Origin of the sequence: Streptomyces uncialis (assembly GCF_001905345.1) — a bacterium.
Lineage (GTDB): Bacteria > Actinomycetota > Actinomycetes > Streptomycetales > Streptomycetaceae > Streptomyces > Streptomyces uncialis.
In genome coordinates this window covers 1669824-1695800 of record NZ_LFBV01000001.1, presented here as the reverse complement: position 1 = coordinate 1695800, position 25977 = coordinate 1669824, and the positions used below count along the sequence as shown (strand labels likewise).

At 72.5% G+C, this 25977-nt stretch carries 24 protein-coding genes; 12 read left to right on the top strand and 12 right to left on the bottom strand.

Annotation, left to right across the window (positions count from 1 at the left end):
• Positions 1 to 17 precede the first annotated feature (17 nt).
• From AB852_RS07305 to AB852_RS07295, 3 genes are all read left to right on the top strand, one after another.
• Positions 18 to 656, top strand: coding sequence for a TetR/AcrR family transcriptional regulator (locus AB852_RS07305; RefSeq protein WP_073784669.1), 639 nt, complete (start codon positions 18 to 20; stop codon positions 654 to 656).
• 196 nt (positions 657 to 852) lie between these two features.
• Entirely contained in the window at positions 853 to 1080 is a 228-nt protein-coding gene (locus AB852_RS07300; protein WP_178390944.1) for a DUF3107 domain-containing protein, read from the top strand.
• A 231-nt stretch (positions 1081 to 1311) separates the two neighbouring features.
• Positions 1312 to 1599 carry a hypothetical protein gene (locus tag AB852_RS07295; protein ID WP_073785598.1) on the top strand — a complete coding sequence of 96 codons (288 nt, stop codon included), beginning with the start codon at positions 1312 to 1314 and terminating at the stop codon, positions 1597 to 1599.
• 735 nt (positions 1600 to 2334) lie between these two features.
• On the opposite strand, the gene AB852_RS07290 is transcribed toward AB852_RS07295, so the two are convergent.
• Entirely contained in the window at positions 2335 to 3072 is a 738-nt protein-coding gene (locus tag AB852_RS07290) for a ferritin-like fold-containing protein (RefSeq protein WP_385923455.1), read from the bottom strand.
• A gap of 479 nt (positions 3073 to 3551) precedes the next feature.
• Here AB852_RS07290 and AB852_RS07285 point away from each other — a divergent pair, with 479 nt between their 5' ends.
• Positions 3552 to 5972 carry a DEAD/DEAH box helicase gene (locus AB852_RS07285; protein WP_073784662.1) on the top strand — a complete coding sequence of 807 codons (2421 nt, stop codon included), beginning with the start codon at positions 3552 to 3554 and terminating at the stop codon, positions 5970 to 5972.
• A 122-nt stretch (positions 5973 to 6094) separates the two neighbouring features.
• Positions 6095 to 6991 (top strand): alpha/beta fold hydrolase, encoded by an 897-nt coding sequence (locus tag AB852_RS07280; RefSeq protein WP_073784660.1) that lies wholly within the window; start codon positions 6095 to 6097, stop codon positions 6989 to 6991.
• Between the two features lie 171 nt (positions 6992 to 7162).
• Here AB852_RS07280 and AB852_RS07275 read toward each other — a convergent pair whose 3' ends face one another.
• Complete coding sequence (locus tag AB852_RS07275; protein WP_079184420.1) at positions 7163 to 8143, bottom strand: NYN domain-containing protein; 981 nt, start codon at positions 8141 to 8143, stop codon at positions 7163 to 7165.
• A 268-nt stretch (positions 8144 to 8411) separates the two neighbouring features.
• Between AB852_RS07275 and AB852_RS39570 the strand changes: the two genes are divergently transcribed.
• On the top strand, positions 8412 to 8564 hold the full coding sequence (locus tag AB852_RS39570) for a hypothetical protein (RefSeq protein WP_099284740.1): 153 nt from the start codon (positions 8412 to 8414) through the stop codon (positions 8562 to 8564).
• A 107-nt stretch (positions 8565 to 8671) separates the two neighbouring features.
• On the opposite strand, the gene AB852_RS07270 is transcribed toward AB852_RS39570, so the two are convergent.
• The 4 genes from AB852_RS07270 to AB852_RS07255 all read right to left on the bottom strand — a co-directional run bounded on the left by AB852_RS07270 (position 8672) and on the right by AB852_RS07255 (position 12518).
• Positions 8672 to 9277 (bottom strand): MarC family protein, encoded by a 606-nt coding sequence (locus AB852_RS07270; RefSeq protein WP_073785594.1) that lies wholly within the window; start codon positions 9275 to 9277, stop codon positions 8672 to 8674.
• A 303-nt stretch (positions 9278 to 9580) separates the two neighbouring features.
• Positions 9581 to 10465, bottom strand: coding sequence for a PHP domain-containing protein (locus tag AB852_RS07265; protein WP_073784658.1), 885 nt, complete (start codon positions 10463 to 10465; stop codon positions 9581 to 9583).
• A gap of 703 nt (positions 10466 to 11168) precedes the next feature.
• Entirely contained in the window at positions 11169 to 11810 is a 642-nt protein-coding gene (locus AB852_RS07260; RefSeq protein WP_073784656.1) for a DUF6758 family protein, read from the bottom strand.
• 81 nt (positions 11811 to 11891) lie between these two features.
• Positions 11892 to 12518 (bottom strand): suppressor of fused domain protein, encoded by a 627-nt coding sequence (locus AB852_RS07255; protein WP_073785592.1) that lies wholly within the window; start codon positions 12516 to 12518, stop codon positions 11892 to 11894.
• 844 nt (positions 12519 to 13362) lie between these two features.
• Here AB852_RS07255 and AB852_RS07250 point away from each other — a divergent pair.
• Entirely contained in the window at positions 13363 to 14469 is a 1107-nt protein-coding gene (locus AB852_RS07250; RefSeq protein WP_073784654.1) for a magnesium and cobalt transport protein CorA, read from the top strand.
• Positions 14470 to 14514: 45 nt separating this feature from the next.
• On the top strand, positions 14515 to 15033 hold the full coding sequence (locus AB852_RS07245; protein ID WP_073784652.1) for a hypothetical protein: 519 nt from the start codon (positions 14515 to 14517) through the stop codon (positions 15031 to 15033).
• A 122-nt stretch (positions 15034 to 15155) separates the two neighbouring features.
• On the opposite strand, the gene AB852_RS07240 is transcribed toward AB852_RS07245, so the two are convergent.
• Positions 15156 to 15884 carry a hypothetical protein gene (locus AB852_RS07240; protein WP_073784650.1) on the bottom strand — a complete coding sequence of 243 codons (729 nt, stop codon included), beginning with the start codon at positions 15882 to 15884 and terminating at the stop codon, positions 15156 to 15158.
• 292 nt (positions 15885 to 16176) lie between these two features.
• On the opposite strand from AB852_RS07240, the gene AB852_RS07235 reads away from it, so the two are divergent.
• The 3 genes from AB852_RS07235 to AB852_RS07225 all read left to right on the top strand — a co-directional run bounded on the left by AB852_RS07235 (position 16177) and on the right by AB852_RS07225 (position 19573).
• Positions 16177 to 17490, top strand: a complete 1314-nt coding sequence (locus tag AB852_RS07235; protein WP_073785590.1) for a magnesium transporter MgtE N-terminal domain-containing protein — start codon at positions 16177 to 16179, stop codon at positions 17488 to 17490.
• A complete protein-coding gene (locus AB852_RS07230) occupies positions 17480 to 17989 on the top strand; it encodes a DUF1003 domain-containing protein (RefSeq protein WP_073784648.1) in 510 nt (169 codons plus the stop codon). The genes AB852_RS07235 and AB852_RS07230 overlap by 11 nt, the downstream gene beginning before the upstream one ends.
• 450 nt (positions 17990 to 18439) lie before the next feature.
• Complete coding sequence (locus AB852_RS07225; protein ID WP_073785588.1) at positions 18440 to 19573, top strand: Mrp/NBP35 family ATP-binding protein; 1134 nt, start codon at positions 18440 to 18442, stop codon at positions 19571 to 19573.
• A gap of 207 nt (positions 19574 to 19780) precedes the next feature.
• Here the strand turns inward: AB852_RS07225 and AB852_RS07220 are convergent, their stop codons facing one another.
• From AB852_RS07220 to sigE, 5 genes are all read right to left on the bottom strand, one after another.
• Complete coding sequence (locus AB852_RS07220; RefSeq protein WP_073784646.1) at positions 19781 to 20446, bottom strand: hypothetical protein; 666 nt, start codon at positions 20444 to 20446, stop codon at positions 19781 to 19783.
• 287 nt (positions 20447 to 20733) lie between these two features.
• Entirely contained in the window at positions 20734 to 21207 is a 474-nt protein-coding gene (locus tag AB852_RS07215; protein ID WP_073784644.1) for a sec-independent translocase, read from the bottom strand.
• A 171-nt stretch (positions 21208 to 21378) separates the two neighbouring features.
• Complete coding sequence (locus AB852_RS07210) at positions 21379 to 23112, bottom strand: S1C family serine protease (protein WP_073784642.1); 1734 nt, start codon at positions 23110 to 23112, stop codon at positions 21379 to 21381.
• A gap of 156 nt (positions 23113 to 23268) precedes the next feature.
• A complete protein-coding gene (locus AB852_RS07205) occupies positions 23269 to 24345 on the bottom strand; it encodes an anti-sigma factor family protein (protein ID WP_073784640.1) in 1077 nt (358 codons plus the stop codon).
• Positions 24342 to 25109: an RNA polymerase sigma factor SigE gene (gene sigE / locus AB852_RS07200; RefSeq protein WP_178390943.1), complete on the bottom strand. Its 768-nt coding sequence runs from the start codon at positions 25107 to 25109 to the stop codon at positions 24342 to 24344. The genes AB852_RS07205 and sigE overlap by 4 nt, the downstream gene beginning before the upstream one ends.
• Before the next feature lie 206 nt (positions 25110 to 25315).
• Here sigE and AB852_RS07195 point away from each other — a divergent pair, with 206 nt between their 5' ends.
• Entirely contained in the window at positions 25316 to 25972 is a 657-nt protein-coding gene (locus tag AB852_RS07195) for an O-methyltransferase (RefSeq protein ID WP_079184343.1), read from the top strand.
• Positions 25973 to 25977 lie beyond the last annotated feature (5 nt).

Genomic DNA, 25977 nt, shown 5'->3' with positions numbered 1-25977 from the left:
CGATCTTGGGAGGCGGCGTGACAGCCATCGAGCAGACAGACGCGGCCCGCCCGCGGGGCACCCGCCTGCCGCGGCGTGCCCGCCGGAACCAACTGCTGGGCGCCGCCCAGGAGGTCTTCGTCGCACAGGGTTACCACGCGGCCGCGATGGATGACATCGCCGAGCGCGCGGGCGTCAGCAAGCCGGTCCTGTACCAGCACTTCCCCGGCAAACTGGACCTCTACCTGGCCCTTCTCGACCAGCACTGCGAATCGCTGCTCCAGTCGGTGCGCGGGGCCCTGGCCTCGACGTCGGACAACAAGCAGCGGGTGGCGGCCACCATGGACGCCTACTTCGCCTATGTGGAGGACGAGGGCGGCGCGTTCCGGCTGGTCTTCGAGTCGGACCTGACCAATGAGCCCGCCGTACGCGAGCGGGTGGACCGGGTCGGTCTCCAGTGCGCCGAGGCGATCTCCGACGTGATCGCGGAGGACACGGGACTGTCCAAGGACGAGTCGATGCTCCTCGCGGTGGGCCTCGGCGGTGTCTCCCAGGTGGTCGCCCGCTACTGGCTGTCCAGCGGCAGCGCCATCCCCCGGGACACGGCCGTCCAGCTGGTCACGTCACTCACCTGGCGCGGTATCGCGGGCTTCCCGCTGCACGGCACGGAGCAGTGACGGCCACGGCCCGCCGCCCCTGACCGTCCGCCACGGGTCACCGGTCCACGCCACCGGTGACCCGCTTGTTTGTTCCCGTCCCCTGTTCGCTACCGGCGTGCTCCGCCGGAGCCGTCACCTCCCCGCACCGGGCTAGTGTGTGCGGGGTACGGCGCGGAGGGCCGCGCACATCAATGACCGTCGGAGGGACAAAGCCGTGGAGGTCAAGATCGGCGTGCAGCACGCGCCCCGCGAGATCGTTCTGGAGAGCGGTCAGACGGCCGAGGAGGTCGAGAGCGCGGTGGCCGCGGCGCTGTCCGGCAAGGCGCAGTTGCTGAGCCTCGTGGACGACCACGGCCGCAAGGTGCTTGTGCCGGCCGAGCGGCTGGCGTACGTGGAGATCGGCGAGCCGAGCCGCGGCAAGGTGGGCTTCAGCGCGCTGTAGTACCCGCGCGGCCGTCCCTGGGACGCGGCGCGGAACGAACGGGGCGGGCCCGGTGGTACGACCAACGGGCCCGCCCCGTTCGCGTGTGCCCCCCGCGCGGGCGTCCCGCCGCTCGGCCCGACGGGGCCGGGGTGTCCGCCGCCCGTGGCGTGGAGGGTTGCGTTCGCGCGGCCGGGGGTAATGACCGGCTACGACGATATGACGGACCGTCCGACGCGGGAGGGATCACGGATGTTGTGGCTGATGGTGGTGGGCTCCGCGGTCATCGGGCTCGTACTCGCGGGAGCGGCGCTGCGGACCCAGGCCCATCGGTTGCCGATGGCGCGGCTGGTGTTCACGACCGGGGTGAGCGGGGCGCTGCTGGGGGTGTTCGTCACCCGGACCGCGCTGGGTGATCCCGGGGTCGCCACGACGCTGGTCGGTGCGGTCGCGGTCTCGGTCGCACTCCTGTCCCTCCTCCTGCGCCCCGAACGCCGCCGCGGGTCGGCTCCGCTCGCGCCCCTGGGTACCCGCCCCTGACGGTTCGCCTTCGCTCGCGCTTCCCAGGTCCGTCCAGCTGAACGCACTTCTCCCTGTGCCGTCGCTCGTGGGGTGCGCAGTTCCCCGCAGGTCGCCTTCGCTCGCGCTTCCGAGGTCCGTCCGACCGGGCGCACTTGCCCCTGTGCCGTCGCTCGGAGGGTGCGCAGTTCCCCGCGCCCCTGAATGCTGCCCCGATCGGTTGTTCCCCGGGTACGGGTCCGCCCTCGTCTTTTGCGCAGTTCCCCGCGCCCCTGGGGTTCCACACCTGGGCGTACTTGTTCCTGTACCGGTTCCCCGTGGGTGCGCAGTTCCCCGCGCCCCTGGATGCTGCCCCCTTGCGGTCGCGCTTCGGGTGCGGGTGCGCCCTCGTCTTTTGCGCAGTTCCCCGCGCCCCTGAAGGGGCGCCCCTCAATGTTGTCCGTCGGGTGCGGAAGCCCTCTCCTCGTGCAGTCGCGCTGCTGCGGGAGGGGGTGGGCGGGAATCTCTGCTCGCAGACTCCGATGCTCTTCAGTAGCTCCGTTGGACGTCGTACCGAGCGTGTCGGATCGAGGACGGAGAATCCCGACCGGCCCCGACCCGAAGAACCGGCCGGGGTGCGCCCCAAAGGGGCGCGGGGAACTGCGCGAAACCCACGAACGACGGCACAGGAACGAAGTGCGCCCAGCACAAGGAACCCCGGGGGGCGCCACAAGCAGGGGGCACCCCCGAGTACCCGAGGACCACGCCCGGAGGGTGTTACGCCGCGAGCCCCAGCGCAGCCATCCGCTTGGTGTGCGCCTCGGTGATCCGCGAGAACATCCGCCCGACCTCCGCGAGGTCGAACCCGTCCGCGACCCCCCCGACCAGCATGGTCGACAACGCGTCCCGCTCGGCCACCACCCGCTGCGACTGCGACAGCGCCTCCCCCATCAGCCGCCGCGCCCACAACGCGAGCCGCCCCCCGACCCGGGGATCCGCGTCGATCGCGGCCCGCACCTTCTCGATGGCGAACCCGGCGTGCCCCGTGTCGTCGAGGACCGCGAGCACCAGCGCGCGGGTGTCCCGGTCCAGCCGCGCCGCGACCTCACGGTAGAAGTCGCTCGCGATGGAGTCACCGACGTACGCCTTGACGAGCCCCTCCAGCCAGTCGGACGGCGCCGTCTGCCGGTGGAAACCGTCCAGCGCGGCCACGAAGGGCTGCATGGACTCCGTGGGCTCCGCCCCGATCGCGGCGAGCCGGTCCCGGAGCCGCTCGAAGTGATGGAACTCCGCCGACGCCATCTTCGCCAGCGCGGCCTTGTCCGCGAGCGTCGGCGCCAGCTTCGCGTCCTCCGCGAGCCGCTCGAACGCGGCCAGTTCGCCGTACGCGAGCGCGCCGAGCAGATCGACGACGGCGGCCCGGTACTGCGGGTCTGCGGATGCCCGGTCCCAGTCCTGGGCGGCGACCCCGGTCGATTCGGCGGGCGTTTCAGCGGCGTGGTCAGGCGTCGTCATGAAGCGCACAATAGCCCGCCCGACCGGCCCGGGAAGTCGCTGGTCAAACACTGTGACCACGACTACGTGATCATTGCTCGGACAATGCGGCGGGGACGACGTGATGAATTCGGCCATCGCGCCTGCGCGATTCCGGGGTATGGTGGTAAAGCGCCCGCTGAGTGCGTCGACGCAGCGTGATGGTCAAGGTGAATCGGTGACCGTCCGAGCGAGATGTCGACGCCCCCGACGGGCACAGGAATGAGGATGCCCGGTCGTTGGCCCGATCGGCTCCGACGACAGCCCTCCATGCGGTACGGCACTGTGCGTACCGGCAGGGGAGGGGCCCTCACCAGCGGTACGAGAGTTCGAGCGTCGGCTGTGGTCCCGCGCCACCCGGCCCGCGCAGGCGGCCGGCGGTTCACCGGCACGGTCAAGACCCCCAGCGCTCACTCCGCGTCGCGTCTCACAGAAGAGGCAGCACCCTGACTACTCAGCCCATGACTTTTCGAGATCTCGGAATCCTTCCCGAGACCGCCGAGGCCCTTGAGGCCGTCGGCATCGTCACCCCTTTCCCCATCCAGGAGATGACGCTCCCCGTAGCGCTCTCCGGTACCGATGTGATCGGCCAGGCCAAGACCGGTACGGGCAAGACCCTCGGTTTCGGTCTGCCGCTGGTGGAGCGGGTCACCGTACCCGTCGACGTCGAGGCGGGCCGGGCCCGTCCCGACCAGCTGACCGACGCGCCCCAGGCCCTCGTCGTCGTCCCGACGCGCGAGCTGTGCACCCAGGTCACCAACGACCTGCTGACCGCCGGCAAGGTCCGTAACGTCCGCGTCCTCGCGATCTACGGCGGCCGGGCCTACGAGCCGCAGGTCGAGGCGCTCCGCAAGGGTGTCGACATCATCGTCGGCACGCCCGGACGACTGCTCGACCTCGCCGGACAGAAGAAGCTCGACCTCAACCACATCAGGAGCCTCGTCCTGGACGAGGCCGACGAGATGCTGGACCTCGGCTTCCTGCCGGACGTCGAGAAGATCATCAACATGCTGCCGCCGAAGCGGCAGACGATGCTCTTCTCCGCGACGATGCCGGGCGCCGTCATCGGCCTCGCCCGCCGCTACATGACGCAGCCCACGCACATCAGCGCCACCTCGCCGGACGACGAGAACGCGACCGTCGCGAACACCTCGCAGCATGTGTACCGCGCGCACTCCATGGACAAGCCGGAGCTGCTCTCTCGCATCCTCCAGGCCGACAGCAGGGCCCTGGCCATGGTCTTCTGCCGGACGAAGCGGACCGCCGCCGATATCGCGGAGCAGCTCCAGCGGCGCGGCTTCGCGTCCGGCGCGGTCCACGGCGACCTCGGCCAGGGCGCCCGTGAGCAGGCGCTGCGCGCCTTCCGCAACGGCAAGGTCGACGTCCTGGTGTGCACGGATGTCGCCGCGCGCGGCATCGACGTCGAGAACGTCACGCACGTGATCAACTACCAGTCCCCCGAGGACGAGAAGACGTATCTGCACCGCATCGGCCGTACCGGCCGCGCGGGCGCGTCGGGTACGGCGATCACCCTGGTCGACTGGGACGACATCCCGCGCTGGCAGCTGATCAACAAGGCGCTGGACCTGCCCTTCCCGAACCCGCCGGAGACGTACTCCACGTCGGAGCACCTCTTCGCGGAGCTCGGCATCCCGGCGGGGACCAAGGGTGTGCTGCCGCGTTCCGAGCGCACCCGCGCCGGGCTCGCCGCCGAAGAGGTCGAGGACCTGGGCGAGACCGGTGGCCGTGGCGCTCCGCGTGGCCGTGGTGGCCGTGGCGCTCCCGTCGCCGTGGCTCCCGAGCCGGAGCGCGAGCGCGCCCCCCGTACCCCCCGGCGCCGCCGCCGGACCCGGGCGGGTTCCCCGATGGAGGCCGGCGCGGCCTCCGTGGTGGAGACCGTGGTGGAGCAGCCGTCCGCCCCCGAGGCCGTCGGTGACGAGCCCCGTACGCCCCGGCGCCGCCGCCGGACGCGTGCCGGAGCGGCGGGCGCCGCGGTGACGGAGCCGGGCACCGCCGAGGTCGCCGCCGAGCAGGCCGTGGCCGTGGTCGAGGCACCCGCGGAAGCGGTGGCCGAGACGGTCGCCGAGGACAAGCCGCGTCGCCGCCGGACCCGCAAGAACGCCGAGCCGGTGGCCGAGGTGGCGACGGAGACGTCCGCCGCCCCGGAGCCCGTCGAGGCCGCTGAGCCCGTCGAGGCCAAGCCCCGGCGCCGCACCCGCAAGGCCGCGCAGGCGCCCGTGGCGGACGACACCGCCGAGGCCGCTGTGGCGGTCGAGGCACCGGTCGCCCCGGTGACCCCGGCCGACGACGAGCCGGTCGTGACCAAGCCCCGCCGCCGTACCCGCAAGGCCGCTGTGGCCGCGGTGACGGGCGAGGCCGTCGAGCTCCCGGTGGCCCCCGTGGCCCCTGTCGCCGTCGTGACGGAGACCGTTGCCGTCGGCGACGAGCCGGTCGTGACCAAGCCGCGCCGCCGTACCCGCAAGGCCGTCGTCGCCGCCGACTCCGTCCCGGCCCCCGTGGTCGAGGCGCCGGTCAGCCCGGTCGCGGACGAGGCCGCCGAGGTCACCCCCCGGCGCCGGACCCGCAAGAAGGCCGTCGCGGAGCCCGTGGCCCCGGCCGACGGCACCGTGGCGGACGCCGAGGCCGCCGCGGAGACGGCACCCAAGCGGCGTACCCGTAAGAAGGCCGTCGCGGCCGTGGAGAGCACGGACGGCACCCCGGTGACCGCGGAGGCCGCCGAGGCGCCCGCGAAGCCGCGTCGCACCCGTGCCGCCAAGGCGGTCAAGGCGGCTGCCGCCGAGCCCGCCGCGTCGCAGCCCGCGGACCCCGAGGCCAAGCCCCGGCGCCGCACCCGCAAGGTGGCCGAGGCCCCCGAGGGCTGAGGTAGCGCGCTGTTCGTCCGCCGGTGGCCCGGCATCCCTTGAACGGGGTGCCGGGCCACCGGCATGACGGCCCGCACACCCGTGGGGCGCGCCCGCCGACGGGGGCGGTTAGCCTGACCGGCATGAGCAGGCCATCGACCTTCGTACCGCCGCCGGGAGTCCGGACCCGGGTGATCAGCACACCCCGGGGCGGGTTCGCCGCGCTCGACGCGACCGCGTCCACGGCGCCCGTACGGGGTACGGCGCTGCTGCTGCCCGGGTTCACGGGCAGCAAGGAGGACTTCCTCGACCTCCAGCCGCCGCTCGCCGCCCGCGGCTATCGCACGGTGGCCGTCGACGGCCGGGGCCAGTACGAGTCGGACGGCCCCCGGGACGACGAATCGGCTTACGCGCGGGCCGAGTTGGTGCGGGACGTGCTCGCCCAGCGGGACGCCCTGGCCGACGCGGGCGTCCTGACCGCGCCCGTCCATCTGCTGGGGCACTCGCTCGGCGGACAGATAGCCCGCGCGGCCGTCCTGGATTCACCGGAGGCGTTCGCGTCGCTCACCCTGATGGCCTCGGGACCCGCGGAGGTCTCCGCGCACCAGCGGGAACGCGTGAAGATGCTGCGGGACGCCCTCGCCGTCCTCGACCTGACCCAGGTGTGGGAGGCGATGCGGTCGATGGAGGCACCCGAGGACGCCGTCACCGGAGCGCGTGCCGGCGGCCCCGGGGACGAGAGCGCCAAGGCCCTGCGCAACCGCTGGCTGCGCACCAGCCCCGCCCAGCTCGTCGCCACCGGGCGGCAGCTGTGCACCGAACCGGACCGGGTGGCCGAGCTGGCCGCGCTCGACCTGCCGCGGCACGTCATATCCGGTGAGCGGGACGACACCTGGCCGATACCCCTGCTGGACGACATGGCGATACGTCTGGCCGCGCACCGCACGGTCGTCCGGGGCGCCGAGCACTCCCCCAACACCGACCGGCCCCATGAGACGGCGACCGCCCTCGCCGATTTCTGGGACACGGTTCCGGCCTGACCCCCACGGGCCGACGAGCGACGAGCACCCACGTACCGCGGGGCACTCATGCCCCGCGGGCACCCACGTACCGCAGGCACCCACGTACCGCAGGCACCCACGTACCGCAGGCGCTCATGCACCGCAGGGACTCATGCACCGCGGGCACTCATGCCCCGCGGGCGCCCGCGCTCAGTACAGCGTCCGCAGATGGTCCCAGAAGCCGTCGCGCAGGGCGCGGCGCAGATCGGACTGGCCCCGCAGCGAGTACTGGAGCAGCCCCTCCGCCTCGACCAGCAGATCCTGGTCCACCGATCCCGGCAGATACGGATGCCCCGGCAGCAGCTCGCCCAGCGCTTCGGGTCCCCGCGACGAGAGCCACTTCGCGGCGATCTGCGCGCCCACGAAACGCACGTTCTCCCGGGTGGGCCGGGGGGTGTCCCGGCCGTCGAGCGACGCGACGGTCCGCCGGGAGACATACGGCTTGAAGAACTCCAGGTCGAAGACGCGCTGCGAGTCGACCTCCCACAGCAGCGGCTCCGCCTGATTGCGCCCCTCGGGGGCCTCGACACCCCACAGATGCACCCGCGCCCCGTACCCCTGCGCCGCCTCGACCGCCGAGACGAGGTCCTCGTCCCCGCCGATCAGGGCCGCGTCGCTGATCGCGCGATGGCGGGCCAGGGACTCCAGATCGCTGCGGATGAGGGAGTCGACGCCCTTCTGCTGGTTGTTGGCGTTGAGGTTGCCGAGCCGCACCTTGACGTCGGGGAGCTCCGCGATGGACTGCTGCTCACCGGTGTGGATACGGCGCCGGGCCCCGTCGTACCAGTAGACGCGCAGCAGACGGCTGTCCGCGAAGATGGTGCGGGCCTTGTCGATCAGGGCCTCGATCAGCCCTTCGGCGTCGAGGTCGAACGCCCGCCGGTCCTCGGTCCCGGCGACCAGCCGGCCCGCCGCGGCGTAGACGTATCCGGCGTCCACGAAGATCGCGTGGGTCGCGGGGGTCTTCGCGACCTCGGCGACCATCCGCAGCAGCAGTTCGTTGGTGAGGTCGAGCCGGGCCAGCAGTGCCGCCGCGGTCTCCTCGCCCGATACCGCGGGCGGTGCCGCGGACCTGGTGGCAGGTGTTCGGCCCGGGGTGTACCGGGACGGGCCCGGCGGTTCCTCACTCATCACGCCCATTGTCCGGGTCGTCACGGAGCGGGCACAACCCCTGCCGTTACCTGGCGGTAATCGGGGCGACCGACGGGCGTTCCTTAGCCGTGCGAAAGTTTTCCTTAGTGTAGGGAATATTTGCCCTGAGCAAGCCGTTGTACGGAGCGTGACCGTCCGGCCCCTGGCCGTACGCCGCACTCTTGGGCGCGTCCCGTGGAAGCGGGACGCGCTCGGCACGACCCCAGTTCTCCTGACCGGAGGATCACGCAGACGAAGGGAGAAGCCAGTGCGCTTCGAGATCATGCGCCTGAACGACACCGACGGCAGCGCCGTCGAATCGACCGTCGTGGACGCCGCCTCCGTCAACCGGATCGTTCAGCAGGCCGCCGCCACCGGGCAGCGCCTGTACATCCGCCCGGCCGAACCCTCGGCCTCATGACGGTGTCCCGCCCCGGACGCGTCTGAGGCAGTTGGTGGACAGGAGCCCCGTACGGAAACGCCGTACGGGGCTCTCGCGCGTCCGGACGGGCCCGCCGGCCGGGACGGTCAGGCCGCCTGGATCACCTGGGTGACCCCGTTGATGATCTGCTGCACCGCGATGGCGGACAGCATCATGCCCGCGAGCCGGGTCACCAGGACCACTCCGCCGTCCTTGATCACACGGATGATCAGCAGCGAGTACCGCATCACCACCCACAGCACCACATGGATCGCGACGATCGCGGTCCACACGGATATCTGCGCGCCCACGGTGCCCGCCTTCTGCACCGCGAGGATCACCGAGACGATCGCGCCGGGCCCGGCCAGCAGCGGCATGCCCAGCGGGACGAGGGCGACATTGACGTCCTTCGTCTGCTTCGGCTCGTCGGTCTTGCCGGTGAGCAGGTCGAGCGCGATCAGCAGGAGCAGCAGTCCGCCCGCGATCATCAGCGCGGGGACGGAGACATGCAGATAGTTCAGGATCTCGTTGCCGAACAGCCCGAAGAGGGCGATGACGCCGAACGCCACACAGACCGCCTGGAAGGCCATCCGCCGCTGGACCCGGGCGGGGCGTCCGGAGGTGAGCGCGAGGAAGATCGGGGTGATCCCCGGGGGGTCCATGATCACGAAGAGGGTGAGGAACAGGGACCCGAACACAGCGAGGTCGAACACGGTGACGCCTTGCGTGAACTGGAGCGGGCGCCCTTCGGCGGCGCGCTCACGGCGATACGCGCGCCCGGTCGGGCGCGCGGGTGTGAGGAAGGGTGGGGCCGGGCCCGGGGTGCGGGGCCGGGCCCCGGCGGACCGCGTCGGCGGCCCGGGTGGGCCGGCGGGGGTCACAGCCGGTGGACGGTCTCAGCCGACCGGCGGTCACGACAGCCGACCGACGGTCACGGGCGGCGGGCTGTCGCGGGTGGGGAGGTGTCGCGGGTGGTGGGGTGTCGCAGGTGGTGACTGGTCACAGCCGGTGAACGGTCACAGGCGGTGAGCGGTGCGCTCTCCCCCGGCACCGGGCACCGGGAACGCGCCGGTCGCGCGGCGGGTGATCTCCCCGTAGATCTCGGGGTCGGTGGTGAAGTCGCCGAGCGCGACGGTCTTACGGGTGCCGTGGTAATCGCTGGAGCCCGTGGTCAGCAGGCCGAGCTCCGCGGCGAGACCGCGCAGCCGGGCGCGGGTGGCGGGCTCGTGGTCCATGTGGTCGACCTCGATACCGTCGAGCCCGGCGGCGGCCAGCTCGGCGATCACGGACTCGGGCACGGTCCGCCCGCGGCGCGCGGCACCCGGGTGCGCGAAGACGGTGACCCCTCCGGCGGCCTTGACCAGGCGGACCGCGTCGAACGGGTTCAGCTCGTGCTTGGGCGCGTACGCGCGGGCGCCGTCCCCGATCCACTCCGGGGTGAACGCCTCGGACACGGTGGCCACGACGCCCAGTTCGATCAGCGCCTCCGCGATGTGCGGGCGGCCCACCGAGCCGTCACCGGCGATCCGGGCGACCTGCTCCCAGGTGACCGGCACCCCGAGGTCCCGCAGCTTGGTGACCATGCTCCGGGCGCGCGGGACACGGTCGTCACGGACCAGTTCGCGCTGGGCGAGCAGCTCGGGCTCTTCCGGGTCGAAGAGGTACGCGAGCATGTGCAGCCCGATGCCGTCGAGGGAGCACGAGAGTTCCGCGCCGGGGACGAGGGTGAGCCCGGTGTCCAGGGCGGTGAGCGCGGCGACGGCCTCGGCGTGGCCACGGGTGGTGTCGTGGTCGGTGAGCGCGATGACGTCGAGGCCCGCGGTGATGGCTGCGGCCATCAGTTCGGCGGGGGTGTCCGTGCCGTCGGACGCGGTGGAGTGGGTGTGCAGGTCTACGCGCACGACGGACTCCTCACCGCGGGGGTCCCTGGGGCCGGGACATCGGCACGGGGACACCACTGGACACATGGAACGAACGCCCTAGGGTAACCGGCCCCCGGGCCACCCCGTCCCGCCTGGGAAGGGTGTCCTTGCCCACCCGGTCGCCTTCGCTTGCGCTTCTCAGGTCTGTCCGGTGCCTTGCGTACTTGTTCCTGTGCCGTCGCTCGTGGTTTTTGCGCAATTCCCGCGGGTCACCTTCGCTTGCGCTTCCCAGGTCTGTCCGGGTGGGCGCCCTTCGTTCCTGTGCCGTCGCTCGGTGGTTTCGCGCAGTTCCCCGCGCCCCTGGGTGCTGCCCCTTCGGGTTTGTTCGTCGGGTGCGGGCCGGTTCTCGTCCTTGCGCAGTTCCCCGCGCCCCTTTGGGGCGCGTTCTGCTTGTTCTTCGGGTCGGGGCCGGTCGGGATTCTCCGTCCTCGCTCCAACGCGCTCGGTCGGACGTCCCTCTTGTCCGACTGAAGAGCATCGGAGTCTGCGGGCAGAGATTCCCGCCCACCCCCTCCCGTCGCCGGGCGACTGCGGGAGGAGAGGGGTTCCGCAAGCGAAGGGCCCGCGGCCGGGGGACAGCCTGAAGGAGTGCCCCTTCAGGGGCGCGGGGAACTGCGCGAAGGACGAGGGCGACCCGCAGGCTCAGGACAGCGGCGAGAGGCAGCACCCCGCTACGGCGTAGCTAGCTGGACAGCAGCCGGGGGGACAGCGCGCCGCAGGGCAGGAGGTCCATCTCCGCGCCCGCGTCGCGCAGGTCGGTCAGGACCAGCTCGTCGTACATCAGCAGGCCGGACTGTTCCGGCCAGACGACCGCCCACACCCACAGGCCCATCGCCTCGCCCGCGAAGACCGCGCGGTCGCCGGGGGCGCCGGAGACATGCCACAGCGGGGTCGGCCGGCCGGCCGCGAGGACCTTGGCCTGGGGTGGTTTCCCGACATCGATGAACGGCGCGGGATCGGGTCCGTCGACCCCCGCGTACCGGGCGCCGAGCCCGACCCCGAGCTCCTCCGCGACGAGCAGCAGCTCACCGGGTCCGCCAAGCGGCCCCGGGCCGGAGCAGGCCACCACGGTCGCCCGGCCCCCGCTGCGGTCGTCGCCCGCGTAGCCGACGCCGCTGAAGAGCCAGCCGACGGGCAGCGGCCACGGCATCCACACGGGGACCCGGGCCTGCCGCACCACCACGCCGAGGCCCTCGACGCTGGGCGGGATCACGGGCTGGAGCGGCTGCACCGCGCCGTGCGTGGCACATTGCCAGACATCGGCGAAGAGTCCGGGAGCCCTGACCCGGCCACCGCACTTCGGGCAACTGGGTTCGCCCCTCATAGCTGTCAAAGGTCCCCTGTGGCCGTCCTCGCGTCAAGGACGATCAAACGATGATCACCCGACTGCACGCATCCCGTGCGGTCAGTCCAGCGCCACGCCCGCGCGCAGCGGGTCCCGCAGGTCGGTGCCCCGGGCCAGCCACCGCTCCCGCAGGGCGGCGGCCCCGTGCACCCGCTTCCACGCGGCCTCGTTGGGCGTCATCGGCAGCAGCGGCAGGAACCGTACGGGTTCCAGCGGCGGATCGAGTTTGAGGTCCGGCACCAGGCCGCCGGGTTCGGCGACGAGGACGGAGGTGAACGGGGCGCCCGGCCACAGCGGCGCACCGGTGTCCAGGGAGGCGCCGGGGGCCACCACCAGCCCCTCGACCTGGGGGCTCGCGGCGAGGACGGCCAGCGGGCGCAGGGCCTGGTCGGTGTCGGCGCGGCCCCGGCGGACGCTGAGGACCAGTTCGGCGCGCGGACCGCGTTCGGGGTCGGCGAGCACGGCCGTGGGGTCGGTCATGGGACGGGCGGACATCCCGAGGGTGGCGTAGCGGACGAGGTCCCGCCCGGCCGGGCCGCCGGCAGGTCCGTCGTCCCCGGGCTCGTCGCCGGTGAAGCGCAGGACCTCGATCCGGTCCGTGCCGAGGAAGGTGACGGCCGCGCGGGCGTCCGGCTCCCCCAGAGCCGTCCGCAATCGGGCCTCGACCAGCGCGAGAACATCTGCCATGCCCGCGAGCATAGAACGCCGCCCACGGCGTACGGCGCGGCGGCCGTCCGGTGGGACCAGCCGCACGTCACGGCCCGTCAGGGCGGATCGGCGGCCGGGGTCGCACCATGTGCCGCCGCGCCGGGAAGCCGTACGGGACACGGGAGGCGGGCACTTGACACGTCAACCGGCTGCTAGTCTGGGCCGCTGTTCGGGGCAGCACATCACAGCGGACGCATCGGCGTCCCGCTCGCGCCCCGACATCTGGGACATCCCCTACGGGGGACCGGCCGGAGGAGGTGGGGCTGTCATGGATCGAAGTCGACCGTGCAGTACCACCCGCTCTTCCGGTCGCTGAATCCGTCGTGACGCCGGCGTTGCTCCCGCACCGCACGGCCGTCCGCCGCTTCGCGTAAGCACCCCGTTCCCCCGGGGTCCCGCCGTCGTCGACCCGCCGTTCCTGGCCGGTCGCCGGGTGACCGAAGAGCTCGCCTTCCCGGTCCTTCACCGGTTCTCCGCAGATCCGATTCCCGCAGATCCGTTTCCGCCAGGCCCGTTCCGCACGGTCCGCCGGACTCCGTCGTCGTCGCCCCACGTGTGACCGTCCGCCGGTCGCGCCGCCCGGTGCCGTACGGCTGGTCCGTCGGCGCTTCGCCGTTCCGCGTCAATACCGCGTCAATACCGCAGTCCCGCAGTTCCCGAACCATTAGCGAAAGCCGCCACCGTGACGGTGCGGTGCTCCCCGCTTTGTGGACGTGCCAAACATCGTCCCCGCCGAACCGGCCGGGACAGCCGAGCAGGACGTCCTCATTCCGGGCAGTTCCACCCCTCGCCCCCGCGGCACGCGTTGCGAAGGAGTCCGCCCATGTCGATGATCCGTGATCTGCGCGCAGCAGTCCGGCCCGCCGTCCGCAAGGACGACAGCGTCTACGACACCACGCGTGACCCCGGCAGTCCGTCGGCGATCGTCGACTGCGCCGTCTACCGGGACGGCAGCCGGGTGGACTCGGCGGAGTGCCTGACCCCGCACGGCGCCATGCTCCAGGTGCGGCGGGACGGCGGCTTCGCCTGGATCGGGCTGCACGAGCCCACCGAGGCCGAGTTCTCCGGGATCGCGGCCGAGTTCGGGCTGCACCCGCTCGCCGTCGAGGACGCCGTCCACGCCCATCAGCGGCCCAAGCTGGAGCGGTACGACGACACCCTCTTCACCGTCTTCAAGACCATCCACTACCTGGAGCACGACGAGCTCACCGCGACCAGCGAGATCGTGGAGAGCGGCGAGGTGATGTGCTTCACCGGGGAGAACTTCTTCATCACCGTCCGGCACGGCGGCCAGGGCTCGCTGCGGGCGCTGCGCAGCCGGCTCCAGGGTGAGCCGGAGCTGCTGGCCAAGGGTCCGTCGGCGGTGCTGCACGCGATCGCCGACCATGTCGTGGACGGCTATCTCGCGGTCGCCGACGCGATGCAGGACGACATCGACGAGGTGGAGACCGAGGTCTTCACCCCCGGCCGGGGCGGGGTGGCGCGCGGCTCGGACGCGGGCCGGATCTACCAGCTGAAGCGTGAGGTGCTGGAGTTCAAGCGGGCGGTGGCCCCGCTCGCGCGGCCGATGCAGCTGCTGAGCGAGCGGCCGATGCGGCTGGTCGACCCCGACATCCAGAAGTACTTCCGGGATGTCGCCGATCATCTCGCCCGGGTCCAGGAGCAGGTGGTGGGCTTCGACGAGCTGCTGAACTCGATCCTCCAGGCCAATCTCGCGCAGGCGTCGGTCGCCCAGAACGAGGACATGCGGAAGATCACCTCATGGGCCGCGATCATCGCCGTGCCGACCATGGTGTGCGGGGTGTACGGCATGAACTTCGACCATATGCCGGAGCTGCGCTGGCAGTACGGGTACCCGATGGTGCTCGGGGTGACGGTCGCGATCTGCTTCACGATCCACCGCACGCTCAAGCGCAACGGCTGGCTGTGACCCGGGCGGTCGGGGCCCCGGGGGCGCGCTGACTACTCTTGGCCCATGACGGAGACACCTCTCGACCCGGCCCGGCGCGCTCTCGTGGAGGAGGCCACCAAGAAGTCCGGACTCATCTGGGTCCAGGGCTCCGGCCCCGACCGCGCGCTGTGGCACGTATGGCACGAGGGCGCCGCTTACCTCGTGGGCGACGGCCCCGGTGAGCAGCCGTTCCCGGGGCTCGCCGACGGGGGCGCGGCGGCCGTCACGGTCCGCAGCAAGGACAAGGGCGGACGGCTCGTCGCGTGGACGGCGCGGGTGACGGAGCTGGCGCCGCGTTCCGAGGGCTGGGAGAGCGCGGTCGCCGAGCTGAAGGGCAAACGGCTCAACGCGCCCGACGGCGAGGCGATGACCGAGCGCTGGGCGGGTGAGTGCCGGGTGGTGCGGCTGACACCCGTGGCGGTGGACGGCGAGATGCCGACGGAGTCGCTGGCGGCCGTACCGCTGGACTCACCGGTGACGACCCGCCGCCCGGCGCCCGCCGCGCTGCCTCGGCTGCTGATGCGGCGCCGCAAGAAGCGCTGAGCGGTAGGCGCATGTCCGTGAGCGCCGGTCCGTCAGCGCGGGCCCGCTGCGTGGGTCTTGTACGTGGCCTTGTACGTGAGCCTTGTACGTGAGCCCTGTGCGTGGGCCGGCCGGGGGCGTGGTCACGAGGACGGCAGCGCCCGGCCGTAGTCCACGACCTCCGTGTCCTTGGGCTTGCGGAGCTGGACGTCCCGGCCCCAGTCGCTGAGCTTGATCGTGCCCGCGCCCCCGCCCCGCACCAGGCGCAGCGGGTACGGAACGCCCTCCAGCGCCACGTCGAGGGTGCCGCCGGCGCCCTGGTCACCGGTCAGCCGGATCGACTTGACCCCGCCCGCGGTGCCCCACTCGCCCTTGTCGACCTTGCCGTGCAGGGTCAGCAGCCCGTCGAGCAGCAGATCCATGTCGGTGAAGCCGCTGAGCTGCTGGTACGAGGGGTCGCCCTCGGGGACCTTCACGAACTTGCCGGTGAGCTTCTCGGCGGCGGCGACATCGGAGGGCGCGGCCTCGACTCCGTCCTTGCCATGGGTCCAGAAGGACGAGTCGGCCTCCAGATAGAGCTGCTCACCGATCCGCAGCAGCCGGAACGTGCTGTTCTTCGAGGTGACGGACCCGGTGCCGCCCTCGTCGGAGAGCCGCATGTCCAGCCGGTACGACTGGCCCTTGACCACCAGGGTGCCGGAGAGCCGGACCCCCGGGGCGGACCGCGCGGCGGCCCGGGACTTCAGCTGGATCTGCGGGGCGGTCAGTTTGGCGACGCCGTTGGTGCCCTCGTGCGGGTCCTTCTCGTCACCGCCGCAGCCCGTGAGCCCCGCACCCGCCAGGGTCACACCGACGCACACCATGCTCACCATCGCCGCGCGCCAGGGCCGGCGCAGGGGAACCGCAGACACGGAACAGGGCTGCCTCTCGTACGGGGACACCGCCTCGGTCTACGGCGGTGGACCGCAGCGTACCGGTGCCGTGCCCACCGACCGGAACCAGTCCTGGCCCGCTCACCCCGGAGCGCGTGCCGGGACGGTACCGACCCGGACGGGCTAGCCTGAAGCACGAATTACCGGACAAAGACCAAGAAGGACCGCTTCGGGCATGAGCGCCGCGAACGCGGTGACAGTGGTGGACGTCGCGGCGGAAGGAGACACGGCCATGGCCTCGGGAGCTCCCCGGATCTTCGTCTCGCATCTGTCCGGTGTCACGGTGTTCGACCCCGGCGGGGACCATGTCGGCCGGGTCCGCGACCTGGTCGCGATGCTCCGGGTCTCGCACCGGCCGCCCCGGCTGCTCGGCCTGGTGGTGGAGCTGCCGTCCCGGCGCCGGATCTTCCTGCCGATGACCCGGGTGACGGGCATCCAGGCCGGTCAGGTGATCACCACCGGCGTGCTGAACGTCCGGCGCTTCGAACAGCGGCCCACCGAGCGGCTGGTCTTCGGGGAACTGCTGGACCGGCGGGTGAGGCTGGTGGACAGCGACGAGGAGGTCACCGTCCTGGACCTGTCGGTACGGCTGCTGCCGACCCGCCGCGACTGGGAGATCGACAAGGTCTTCGTCCGCAAGCTCCCCGAGCCGAGGGCCGCGGGCACCTTCCGGCGCGGCAAGGGCGAGACACTGACCGTCGACTGGACCGCCGTCACCGGCTTCTCGCTGGAGGAGCACGGCCAGGGCGCGGAGAACCTGCTCGCGACCTTCGAGCAGCTGCGCCCGGCCGACCTGGCGAACGTCCTGCACCATCTGTCCGCGAAGCGGCGTGCCGAGGTGGCCGCCGCGCTGGACGACGACCGGCTCGCCGACGTCCTGGAGGAACTGCCCGAGGACGACCAGATCGAGATCCTCGGCAAGCTCCAGGAGGAACGCGCGGCGGACGTCCTGGAGGCGATGGACCCGGACGACGCGGCCGACCTGCTGTCCGAGCTGCCCGAGGAGGACAAGGAGCGACTGCTGAGCCTGATGGAGCCCGACGACGCGGCGGACATGCGGCGGCTGATGTCCTACGAGGAACGGACGGCGGGCGGGCTGATGACCACCGAGCCGATCGTGCTGCGCCCCGACGCGACGGTGGCCGACGCCCTCGCCCGGGTCCGCAACCCCGATCTGTCCCCCGCGCTGGCCGCGCAGGTGTACGTGTGCCGTCCCCCCGACGAGACGCCCACCGGCAAGTACCTGGGGACCGTGCACTTCCAGCGGCTCCTCCGGGACCCCCCGTACACGCTGGTCAGCGCGATGCTGGACGACGACCTCCAGACGCTGTCCCCGGACGCCCCGCTGCCCGCGGTGGCCGGGTTCTTCGCCACGTACGACATGGTGGCCGCCCCTGTCGTCGACGACAGCGGGTCCCTGCTCGGGGCGGTGACCGTGGACGACGTCCTGGACCATCTGCTGCCCGAGGACTGGCGCGAGCACGAGTTCCACGAGCTCGCCGACGGGACCGGCGTGACGGAAGGTGCGCGTGAGCATGACCAGTGACCGGGAACAGCCGCGGCCCGCCCGGGTCCGCCTCGATCTGCCGCTGGCCCCGCGCCGACGGCTGCTGCCCGACTGGGACCCGGACGCCTTCGGGCGGCTCACCGAGCGGATCGCGCGGTTCCTGGGCACCGGACGGTTCATCGTCTGGATGACGTTCACGATCATCTGCTGGCTGCTGTGGAACATCTTCGCGCCGGTCACCGTCCGGTTCGACGAGTACCCGTTCATCCTGCTGACCCTCGCCCTGTCGCTCCAGGCGTCGTACGCGGCCCCGCTGATCCTGCTCGCGCAGAACCGGCAGGACGACCGGGACCGGGTCAACCTCGCGCAGGACCGCAAGCAGAACGAACGCTCGATCGCGGACACGGAGTACCTCAGCCGCGAGGTGGCGGCCCTGCGGATGGGGCTGGGGGAGGTGGCGACCCGGGACTGGATGCGGTCCGAGCTGGAGGGTTTGCTGCGGGACCTCGAAGAACGCAGTCCCGCCAGGGAGCCGTGACGGTGCGCCTTCGCTTGCGCTCGCGCGGTCTGTCCGGGTGGGCGCACTCCGTTCCTGTGCCGTCGCTCGTCGTTTTCGCGCAGTTCCCCGCGCCCCTTTGGGGCGCGTCCGGCTTGTTCTTCGGGTCGGTGCCGGTCGGGATTCTCCGTCCTCGATCCGACACGCTCGGTACGACGCCCAGCGGATCAACTGAAGAGCATCGGAGTCTGCGAGCAGAGATTCCCGCCCACCCCCTCCCGCAGCAGCGCGAGTGCACGAGGAGGAGGGTGAAGAACAACCTCAGGGGGCGCCCCCAAAGGGGCGCGGGGAACTGCGCACCCGACGAGCGACGGCACAGGGACAAGTCGGCCCAGCACAAGAAACCCCGGGGGCGACAGGCCCGGGTACGTGATGCAACCGACCCCCCACGGGCCGCCCGGCGTCCGGGCCCCGCGCCGTACCATCGTCCGTATGGCTACGGAAGACGCGGTGCGTGAAGCACTGGCGACGGTGAACGACCCGGAGATCCAGCGACCCATCACCGAACTGGGGATGGTCAAATCGGTCGAGATCGGTACGGACGGCTCGGTCGCGGTGGCGGTCTACCTGACGGTCTCCGGCTGCCCGATGCGGGAGACGATCACCAACAACGTGACCGAGGCGGTGGCGCGGGTCGAGGGGGTCACCCGCGTCGACGTCACGCTCGACGTCATGAGCGACGAACAGCGCAAGGATCTGGCGTCCGCGCTCCGCGGCGGCCAGGGCGAGCGCGAGGTGCCGTTCGCCAAGCCCGGCTCGCTGACGCGGGTGTACGCGGTCGCCTCGGGCAAGGGCGGCGTCGGCAAGTCGTCCGTGACCGTGAACCTCGCGGCGGCGATGGCCGCCGACGGGCTGAAGGTGGGCGTCGTGGACGCCGACATCTACGGCCACTCGATCCCCCGGATGCTGGGCGCCGACGGACGCCCCACCCAGGTCGAGAACATGATCATGCCGCCGTCGGCGCACGGCGTGAAGGTCATCTCCATCGGGATGTTCACCCCCGGCAACGCCCCCGTCGTCTGGCGCGGGCCCATGCTCCACCGAGCCCTCCAGCAGTTCCTCGCGGATGTCTTCTGGGGCGATCTGGACGTACTGCTCCTCGATCTGCCGCCGGGCACCGGTGACATCGCGATCTCGGTGGCGCAGCTCGTGCCCAACGCCGAGATCCTGGTGGTGACGACCCCGCAGCAGGCCGCGGCCGAGGTCGCCGAACGCGCCGGGTCGATCGCGGTGCAGACCCATCAGAAGATCGTCGGCGTCGTCGAGAACATGGCCGGACTGCCGTGTCCGCACTGCGGCGAGATGGTCGACGTGTTCGGCAGCGGCGGCGGACAGTCCGTCGCGGACGGACTCACCCGTACGACCGGGGCGACCGTCCCCGTACTCGGCTCCATCCCCATCGACGTCCGGCTGCGCGAGGGCGGCGACGAGGGCAAGCCCGTGGTCCTCACGGACCCCGACTCGGCGGCGGGTGCGGCGCTGCGCGCGATCGCGGGCAAGCTCGGCGGCCGTGCGCGGGGGCTGTCCGGTCTGTCGCTGGGGATCACCCCGCGCAACAAGTTCTGACGGCCGGGCGGGTCCCCCCGCCGGCCGGGTGACGGACGGCGGGCCTCCCGGACCCGGTCGCGTGACGGGCCTACGGCGGCCCGTGGGGCCCCGGGGGGACCGGGACCGCCCCGGGGTTCCGGTCCGGGGCTCCGCGGGCCTCCAGGGGCCCAGGGGTGGCACCGGAGGGGTGTCGGGGCCGGGCGGGTGCCGCCCGGTCCGTGAGTGTTACGCGTACTCCTGGATGTCCTTGACGGCCGAGAAGCCCAGCCCGTACGCGCTCATCCCCCGCCCGTACGCGCCGAGATGGACGCCCTCGCGGGTGGACCCGGCAAGGACCCAGCCGAACTCCGACTCGCGGTAGTGGAACGGGGTGGCCTCCCCGTCCACGGGCAGGGTCAGCGAGGCCCAGTCGTCGCTGCCGAGGTCGTCCGCGAGGACCCACGCCGTGTCGGTCTGCTGCTCCAGCCAGTCGTCGCGCAGGCTGTGGTCCATCTGCGCGGGCCAGGTGACGGCGAGCAGTCCGGACCCGGCGAGCCAGGCCGCCGAGGACACCGAGGTGGCCTCCAGCACCCCCGTACCGTCCGCGGTGCGCCGCAGCGGGCTGGCGGCGACGGTGATGACGACGGCGAACCGGTCGCGGTCCGCGCCGTCCCGGGCGTCGGCCCGCAGCGAGGGCTCGTCCCCGTGGCCGATCGAGCCGTGCTCGACCACTCCCTCGGCGGACGTACCCGCCTGGAGCAGCCACCGGGCGCCCGTGAACGCCCCGTCGAGGCCGTACCAGGGGAACGGTGCCAGCAGGAAGTTGTCGACCGTGCGGCGTGCCGACGCGGCCTGCTGCCCGCCTGCCGTCGCGGCGGGCACCTCCGTGCCCACCTGACCAGTGGTTTCCATCGCCGGACGCCTCCTCGCGCTCGTCGGACCGGAGCGGCCCGCCCCCCTCGGGCGACCTGGTGTCGGCCCGCACAACAACTAGGGAGAATAGCCACCCGCGTTCCCGCGCCCACGCCAACTGCACCGAAGTGGGGGGCAAAGCGGGCACAAACAGGCGACTGGCGGCACCGCGCGCCATCCGGACGGCCAGGGCCGCAGGACGGAAGCAACTGGAGCACACGGGGGCACACGGCCGGGGCACGGAGAAATCCCGCTGCCCGGGTGCGGGCGGCGGGACCGGGGTCGGATCAGGTCGCGTCGGAGTCGAAGGGCGGGCGCTCGTCCGCGTCGCGGCCGGGCTTCTTCAGCATGTCGATCCGGCCGCCGTCCGTGGCCGCCCCGGAGGACGAGCCGGACCGGCCGCCGGAGGGACCGTCGAGGAAGTCGTCGGAGGAGTCGCCCCGGTCGTTCACCGCGTCCGACAGATCGGACATCTCCTTGCGGAGGTCGAAGCTGTTGCGGATCTCCTGGAGCCCCAGCTCGTCATTGCCGAGCTGCTTGCGCATGAAGGTCTTCGGGTTGAGGTCCTCGAACTCGAAGTCCTTGAACTCGGGGCCCAGTTCATCGCGGATGTCCCGCTTGGCGCTGTCCGAGAAGTCGCGGATCTTGCGGATGGTCCGCGAGACGTCCTGGATCACCTTCGGCAGCTTGTCCGGGCCGAAGATGAGCATGCCGAGCACGGCCATCGCCAGGATCTCAAGCATACCTATGTCATTGAACACCTAGCGCTCCTTGAGATGTCCTCCGGCCCGCAGCAGGTCTTCCGTGGTCCCGGACCGCTCCCACGGTACCCGGCGACCAGGTGCGTCCGGTACTGTCCGGCCCGCCCCGGATGCGAGGTGTCTTCCCCGGCCGACGGGCGCGCCCGTCGGTCCGGTGTGCTGTTCCCCGTGTCATCCGCTCCGCGCGGAGCCGAGCACGAGTGTCACCTTCTTCTCCTGGCCGCCGCGTTCCAGGGTGAGCTGGAGCCGGTCGCCGGGCCGGTGGGCGCGGATCTTGACGATCAGCTCCTCACCGGAGTGCACTCGCTGACCGTCGACCTCGGTGATCACGTCCCCGGACCGGATGCCCGCCTTCTGGCCCGGTCCGCCGACGGTGACGGGCGGCGCGCCGTCGTTGCCCTCGGTGCCGACCCGGGCACCGTCGCCCGTGAAGTCCATGTCGAGGGTGACCCCGATGATCGGGTGCGTGGCCTTCCCGGTGTTGATCAGTTCCTCGGCGACCCGCTTGCCCTGGTTGACGGGGATGGCGAAACCGAGGCCGATGGAGCCCGACTGGCCGCTCTCCGGGCCGCCCGCGCCCTCGGCGGAGCGGATCGCGCTGTTGATCCCGATCACCCTGGCCCGGGAGTCCATCAGCGGGCCGCCGGAGTTGCCGGGGTTGATCGGCGCGTCGGTCTGGAGGGCGTCGACGTACGAGATGTCGCTGCCGTCGCCCTTCTCGCCGCCTGCCGTGATGGGGCGTTCCTTGGCGCTGATGATGCCGGAGGTGACGGTGTTGGCCAGGTCGAAGGGGGCGCCGATGGCGACGACCGGGTCACCGACCTGGACGTTGTCGGAGTTGCCGAGCGGCAGCGGCTTGAGGCCGGACACCCCGCTGACCTTGACCACCGCGAGGTCGTAGCCCGCGTCCCGGCCGACCACCTCCGCCGCGGCGACCTCGCCCCCGCTGAACGTCACCGATATCTCGCCCCCGGACCCGGCGGGCTCGACGACGTGGTTGTTGGTGAGGATGTGCCCGCGGCCGTCCAGCACGAAGCCGGTGCCGGTGCCCTGGTCGGAGCCGCCCCGCACATGCAGGGTCACCACCCCGGGCAGCGAACGCGCGGCGATCCCCGCCACGCTGTCGGGCGCCCGGCCCTCGGCCTCGGTACCGGCCTGCGGCAACTCGACCTGGACGGCGCGCCGGGCCTCCAGATTCGCCCCGACCACACCGCCGATCATGCCCGCCACCACTCCCAGCACCAGCACGCCGACCAGCGCACCGCGCCGTGCGCGGGGCTTGCCGGTGCCGTGCGGGCCCGCGCCGGTCTGCTGGAGCGGCGCCTGGGCCCATGGGTCGTACCGCCCCCAGGGACCCGGCTCCGCTCCCCCGCCGCCCGCGGGCCCGGCCGGGCCCATGTCGTGGGGCGGCGGAGCCGAGTCGTACGGGGGCGGGGACGTGTCGTAGGGCGGCCGAGCGGCGTCGTAGCCGGCCGGTGCCGGTGCCCGGTCGTAGCGGGGGGCGCCCGCGAGGGGGGTGCCGTGGCCGAGGGTGCCGGGGCCTTCCTGCGGCGGCGCTGTCACCGGTGTGGCGGGTCCCGGCACACCGTGCGCGGGGGTGCCGTGCGCGGGGGTGCCGTCGGCGGGCGTGGTGGGGCCCTGGAGGGGCACACCGTGCGCCGGGGTCGTCCCGGGGTGCTGGACGGGTGGGGCGGGGGCCCAGGGGCCGGGCTCGCCGTAAGGCGGGGTGCTGTAGGGGTCGGGGTCGTGCAGGGGGATCCGGCGCTCGGGTCCGCGGTCCGTGGCGTGGCCCGCGCCCGGGTCGGACCCGGGATCGGCGGCACCACCGCCGTGCCCGTCGCCGGACGGCCCGGCGGGGTCCGCGGGACCGGGGCGGCTCCACCACTTCGGCTTGCCCTCGTCCATCTTCTCCCCACACCCGGCTACGCGGCGGTGACCGCTCGTGATTCGTCGGCTCGGCGGCACGGGCCCTGCCGGGCGCGCGCCGTGCGGGAATTCAATCAGGTCCCATGGGTGGGGACGGAGCGGACGGCCCCGGGAAGGGGCCGCCGCCGGTCGGGCTCAGCGGGGGGACCCGGCACCGGGAGCCGCGCCGCCGGGTATCCCCGTGGTGGGCAACGGGGAGGACGGCAGCCCCGGAAGGCCCGCCAAGGCAGGCTGCGGGGCCCTGAGCGGCCCCAGTACACCGGTGGCCGCGGACGACACCAGGGACGGCCGCTCCGGGTGCCGGAGACGGCCCTGGGGCGCCGAGCCGCCGATCGCTGGATCGTCCGCCGGACGGACCCGGGGCGGGCGGGCATGGCCGTGCCCGGGCGGGACGAACTGCGGCAGTGGATGGAGCAGCGGCGATGCCACCGACGCACCGGCCAGCAGGGGTGCGGCCAGGGCGTGCACGGCCGCCGGTGGCGGCTGCGGTGGCGTCCCGGCCACCAGCGGGGCACCGGCGGACGCGGGGGCGACGGGTGCGGCGAGGGCGCCGCCGGTCCGCTGCCCCAGCATCGGTGCGGTGGCCCGGCGGCGGACGGCGTCCCCGGCCGGGGTGCCGCCGCCCTGGGTACGCAGCGGAGTGACGTTATTGCTGCTGGGACCGCGGGCGTCACCGCTGTCGACGGTGGCGGGGCCGGTGTTGACCCCGCCGAGGGCGATCGCGGCCAGCGAGACCGCGCCCGCCGCGGCGAAGGCGAAGCGGCGCCGGCCCCGGGCGGCGGACCGCTCGGACTCGGGCCTGCCCACGGCATGGATACGGAATCCGGGGGCAGTCGCGGGAAGGGCGGGTGCGGGCCGGGTGGCGGGAGCGAGGACGAAGGTGTCGGCGCCCATGTCGAAGAGGCCGCCGCCGAAGGCGTCGCGCTCATGCCTGGGGCCGCCGGGGCCTCCCGGACCGCCGGGATCGCCGGAACCGCCGCCGGGCAGGCCCTGAAGGCGTGCCAGGAAGCTCTCGGAGGGGGGCGGGGGCGCCGCTTCGGCGAAGACGTTCTTCAGCCGGCGCTGGGCGTCGGCCTCGGCCTTGCAGCGGGCGCAGGTGGCTAGATGGGCGAGGACCCGGTCGCGGGAGTCATGGCCCAGTTCGCCGTCGACGAGGGCGGCGAGCCGGTCCCCGAGGTGCTGTTCGACAGGTGTCGGACGTGATCCGGTCACGCGGGCGCGCCTCCTCCTCCCAGCACGGGGACACCGGAGGCCACGGGGGCGCGGCGCTCGGCGCGCGCGTGCGGCGACCGGTGCTGAAGGGCCTTGCGCAGCTGGGAACGGCCGCGGTGGATACGGCTGCGGACCGTACCGAGCTTGACGCCCAGGGTCGCGGCGATCTCCTCGTACGACAGGCCCTCGATGTCGCAGAGGACAACGGCGGCACGGAACTCCGGCGCGAGGGTGTCCAGCGCCTGCTGGACGTCCGCGTCGAAGTGGGTGTCGTTGAAGACCTGCTGCGGCGACGGCTCGCGGCTCGGCAGCCGCTCGGCGGCGTCGTCCCCGAGGGAGTCGAAGCGGATGCGCTGCCTTCGCCGCACCATGTCCAGGAAGAGGTTGGTGGTGATGCGGTGCAGCCAGCCCTCGAAGGTGCCGGGCGAGTACGTGGACAGCGAGCGGAAGACGCGGACGAAGACCTCCTGGGTGAGGTCCTCCGCGTCGTGCTGATTGCCCGTGAGGCGGTAGGCAAGGCGGTAGACACGGCCGCTGTGCGTGCTGACGATCTCCTCCCAACTGGGCGGAGTCCACGTCTGTGCGTCCGCGTCGGCGGTGAAGGTCGCTGTCTGTGCGGACTGGGCAACGTGGTCAGCGGTGTCGGTCACGGATTTCGGCTCACCCACCGCTCTGAAGAGGCGCCGCAGCACTCCTCCCCTGTCCGCGGGCGCAGCCGCACCTCCCCTATCGGCTCTGGTGGTGTCCAGTGGAGCCCCTACCATAGCCACCTCGCCCGTTAGCTCCGGATAAGCAGTTTTACGTGAATTTGGTACGCGCTTCAGGTCTTGCGTCAGCACTTGCCGGCCGAGCCCGTCCATTCCTCGCCCCCTTGTCCGGTGAATCCCCTCCCGGAGCCTTCCCCTGCCCTTCTTAACGCGCGGTCCCATCTGCGGGTTCCCGGCGGCAGCGGATACAGTCACGGCCAGACATCCCAGGGGGACAGGAGAGGGTCATTACCGGCAACCGGCAGACAGGCTTGGCCTTCGCTGACGCCTTTGTCGCCGAGGAGGAGGCGGTGCACTGGGCCCGTGACCGGGCCCGGGAGTCCGCGCTCCGCCCGGTGTCGCCCTCCACCGGCGCCGCGCTGCGGATGCTCGCCGCGACGGCCGGTGCCAAGGCCGTCGCCGAGATCGGCACCGGTACCGGGGTCTCCGGGATCCATCTTCTGCACGGGATGCGGCCCGACGGGGTGCTCACCACCGTCGACCCCGAGCCCGACCGCCAGCAGCTCGCGCGGCAGGCGTTCCGTCTCGCGGGATTCGCCACCAACAGGGCCCGCTTCATCCCGGGCCGGGCGCTGGATGTGCTGCCGAGGCTCGCGGACAGCGGATACGACCTCGTCTTCTGCGACGGTGACCGTATGGAGTGCGTGGACTACCTCGCCGAATCGTTGCGGCTCCTGCGCCCCGGCGGCCTGGTGTGTTTCGAGGGCGTCTTCGCGGACGGCCGGACGGTGGACTCGGGTCCGCAGCCGATGGAGGTACTGCGGCTGCGGGAGCTGGTCCGGGCGGTGCGGGAGAACACGGAGCTGGTGCCCTCGCTGCTGCCGGTCGGGGACGGACTGCTCTGCGCGGTCAAGCGCTGAGCGCA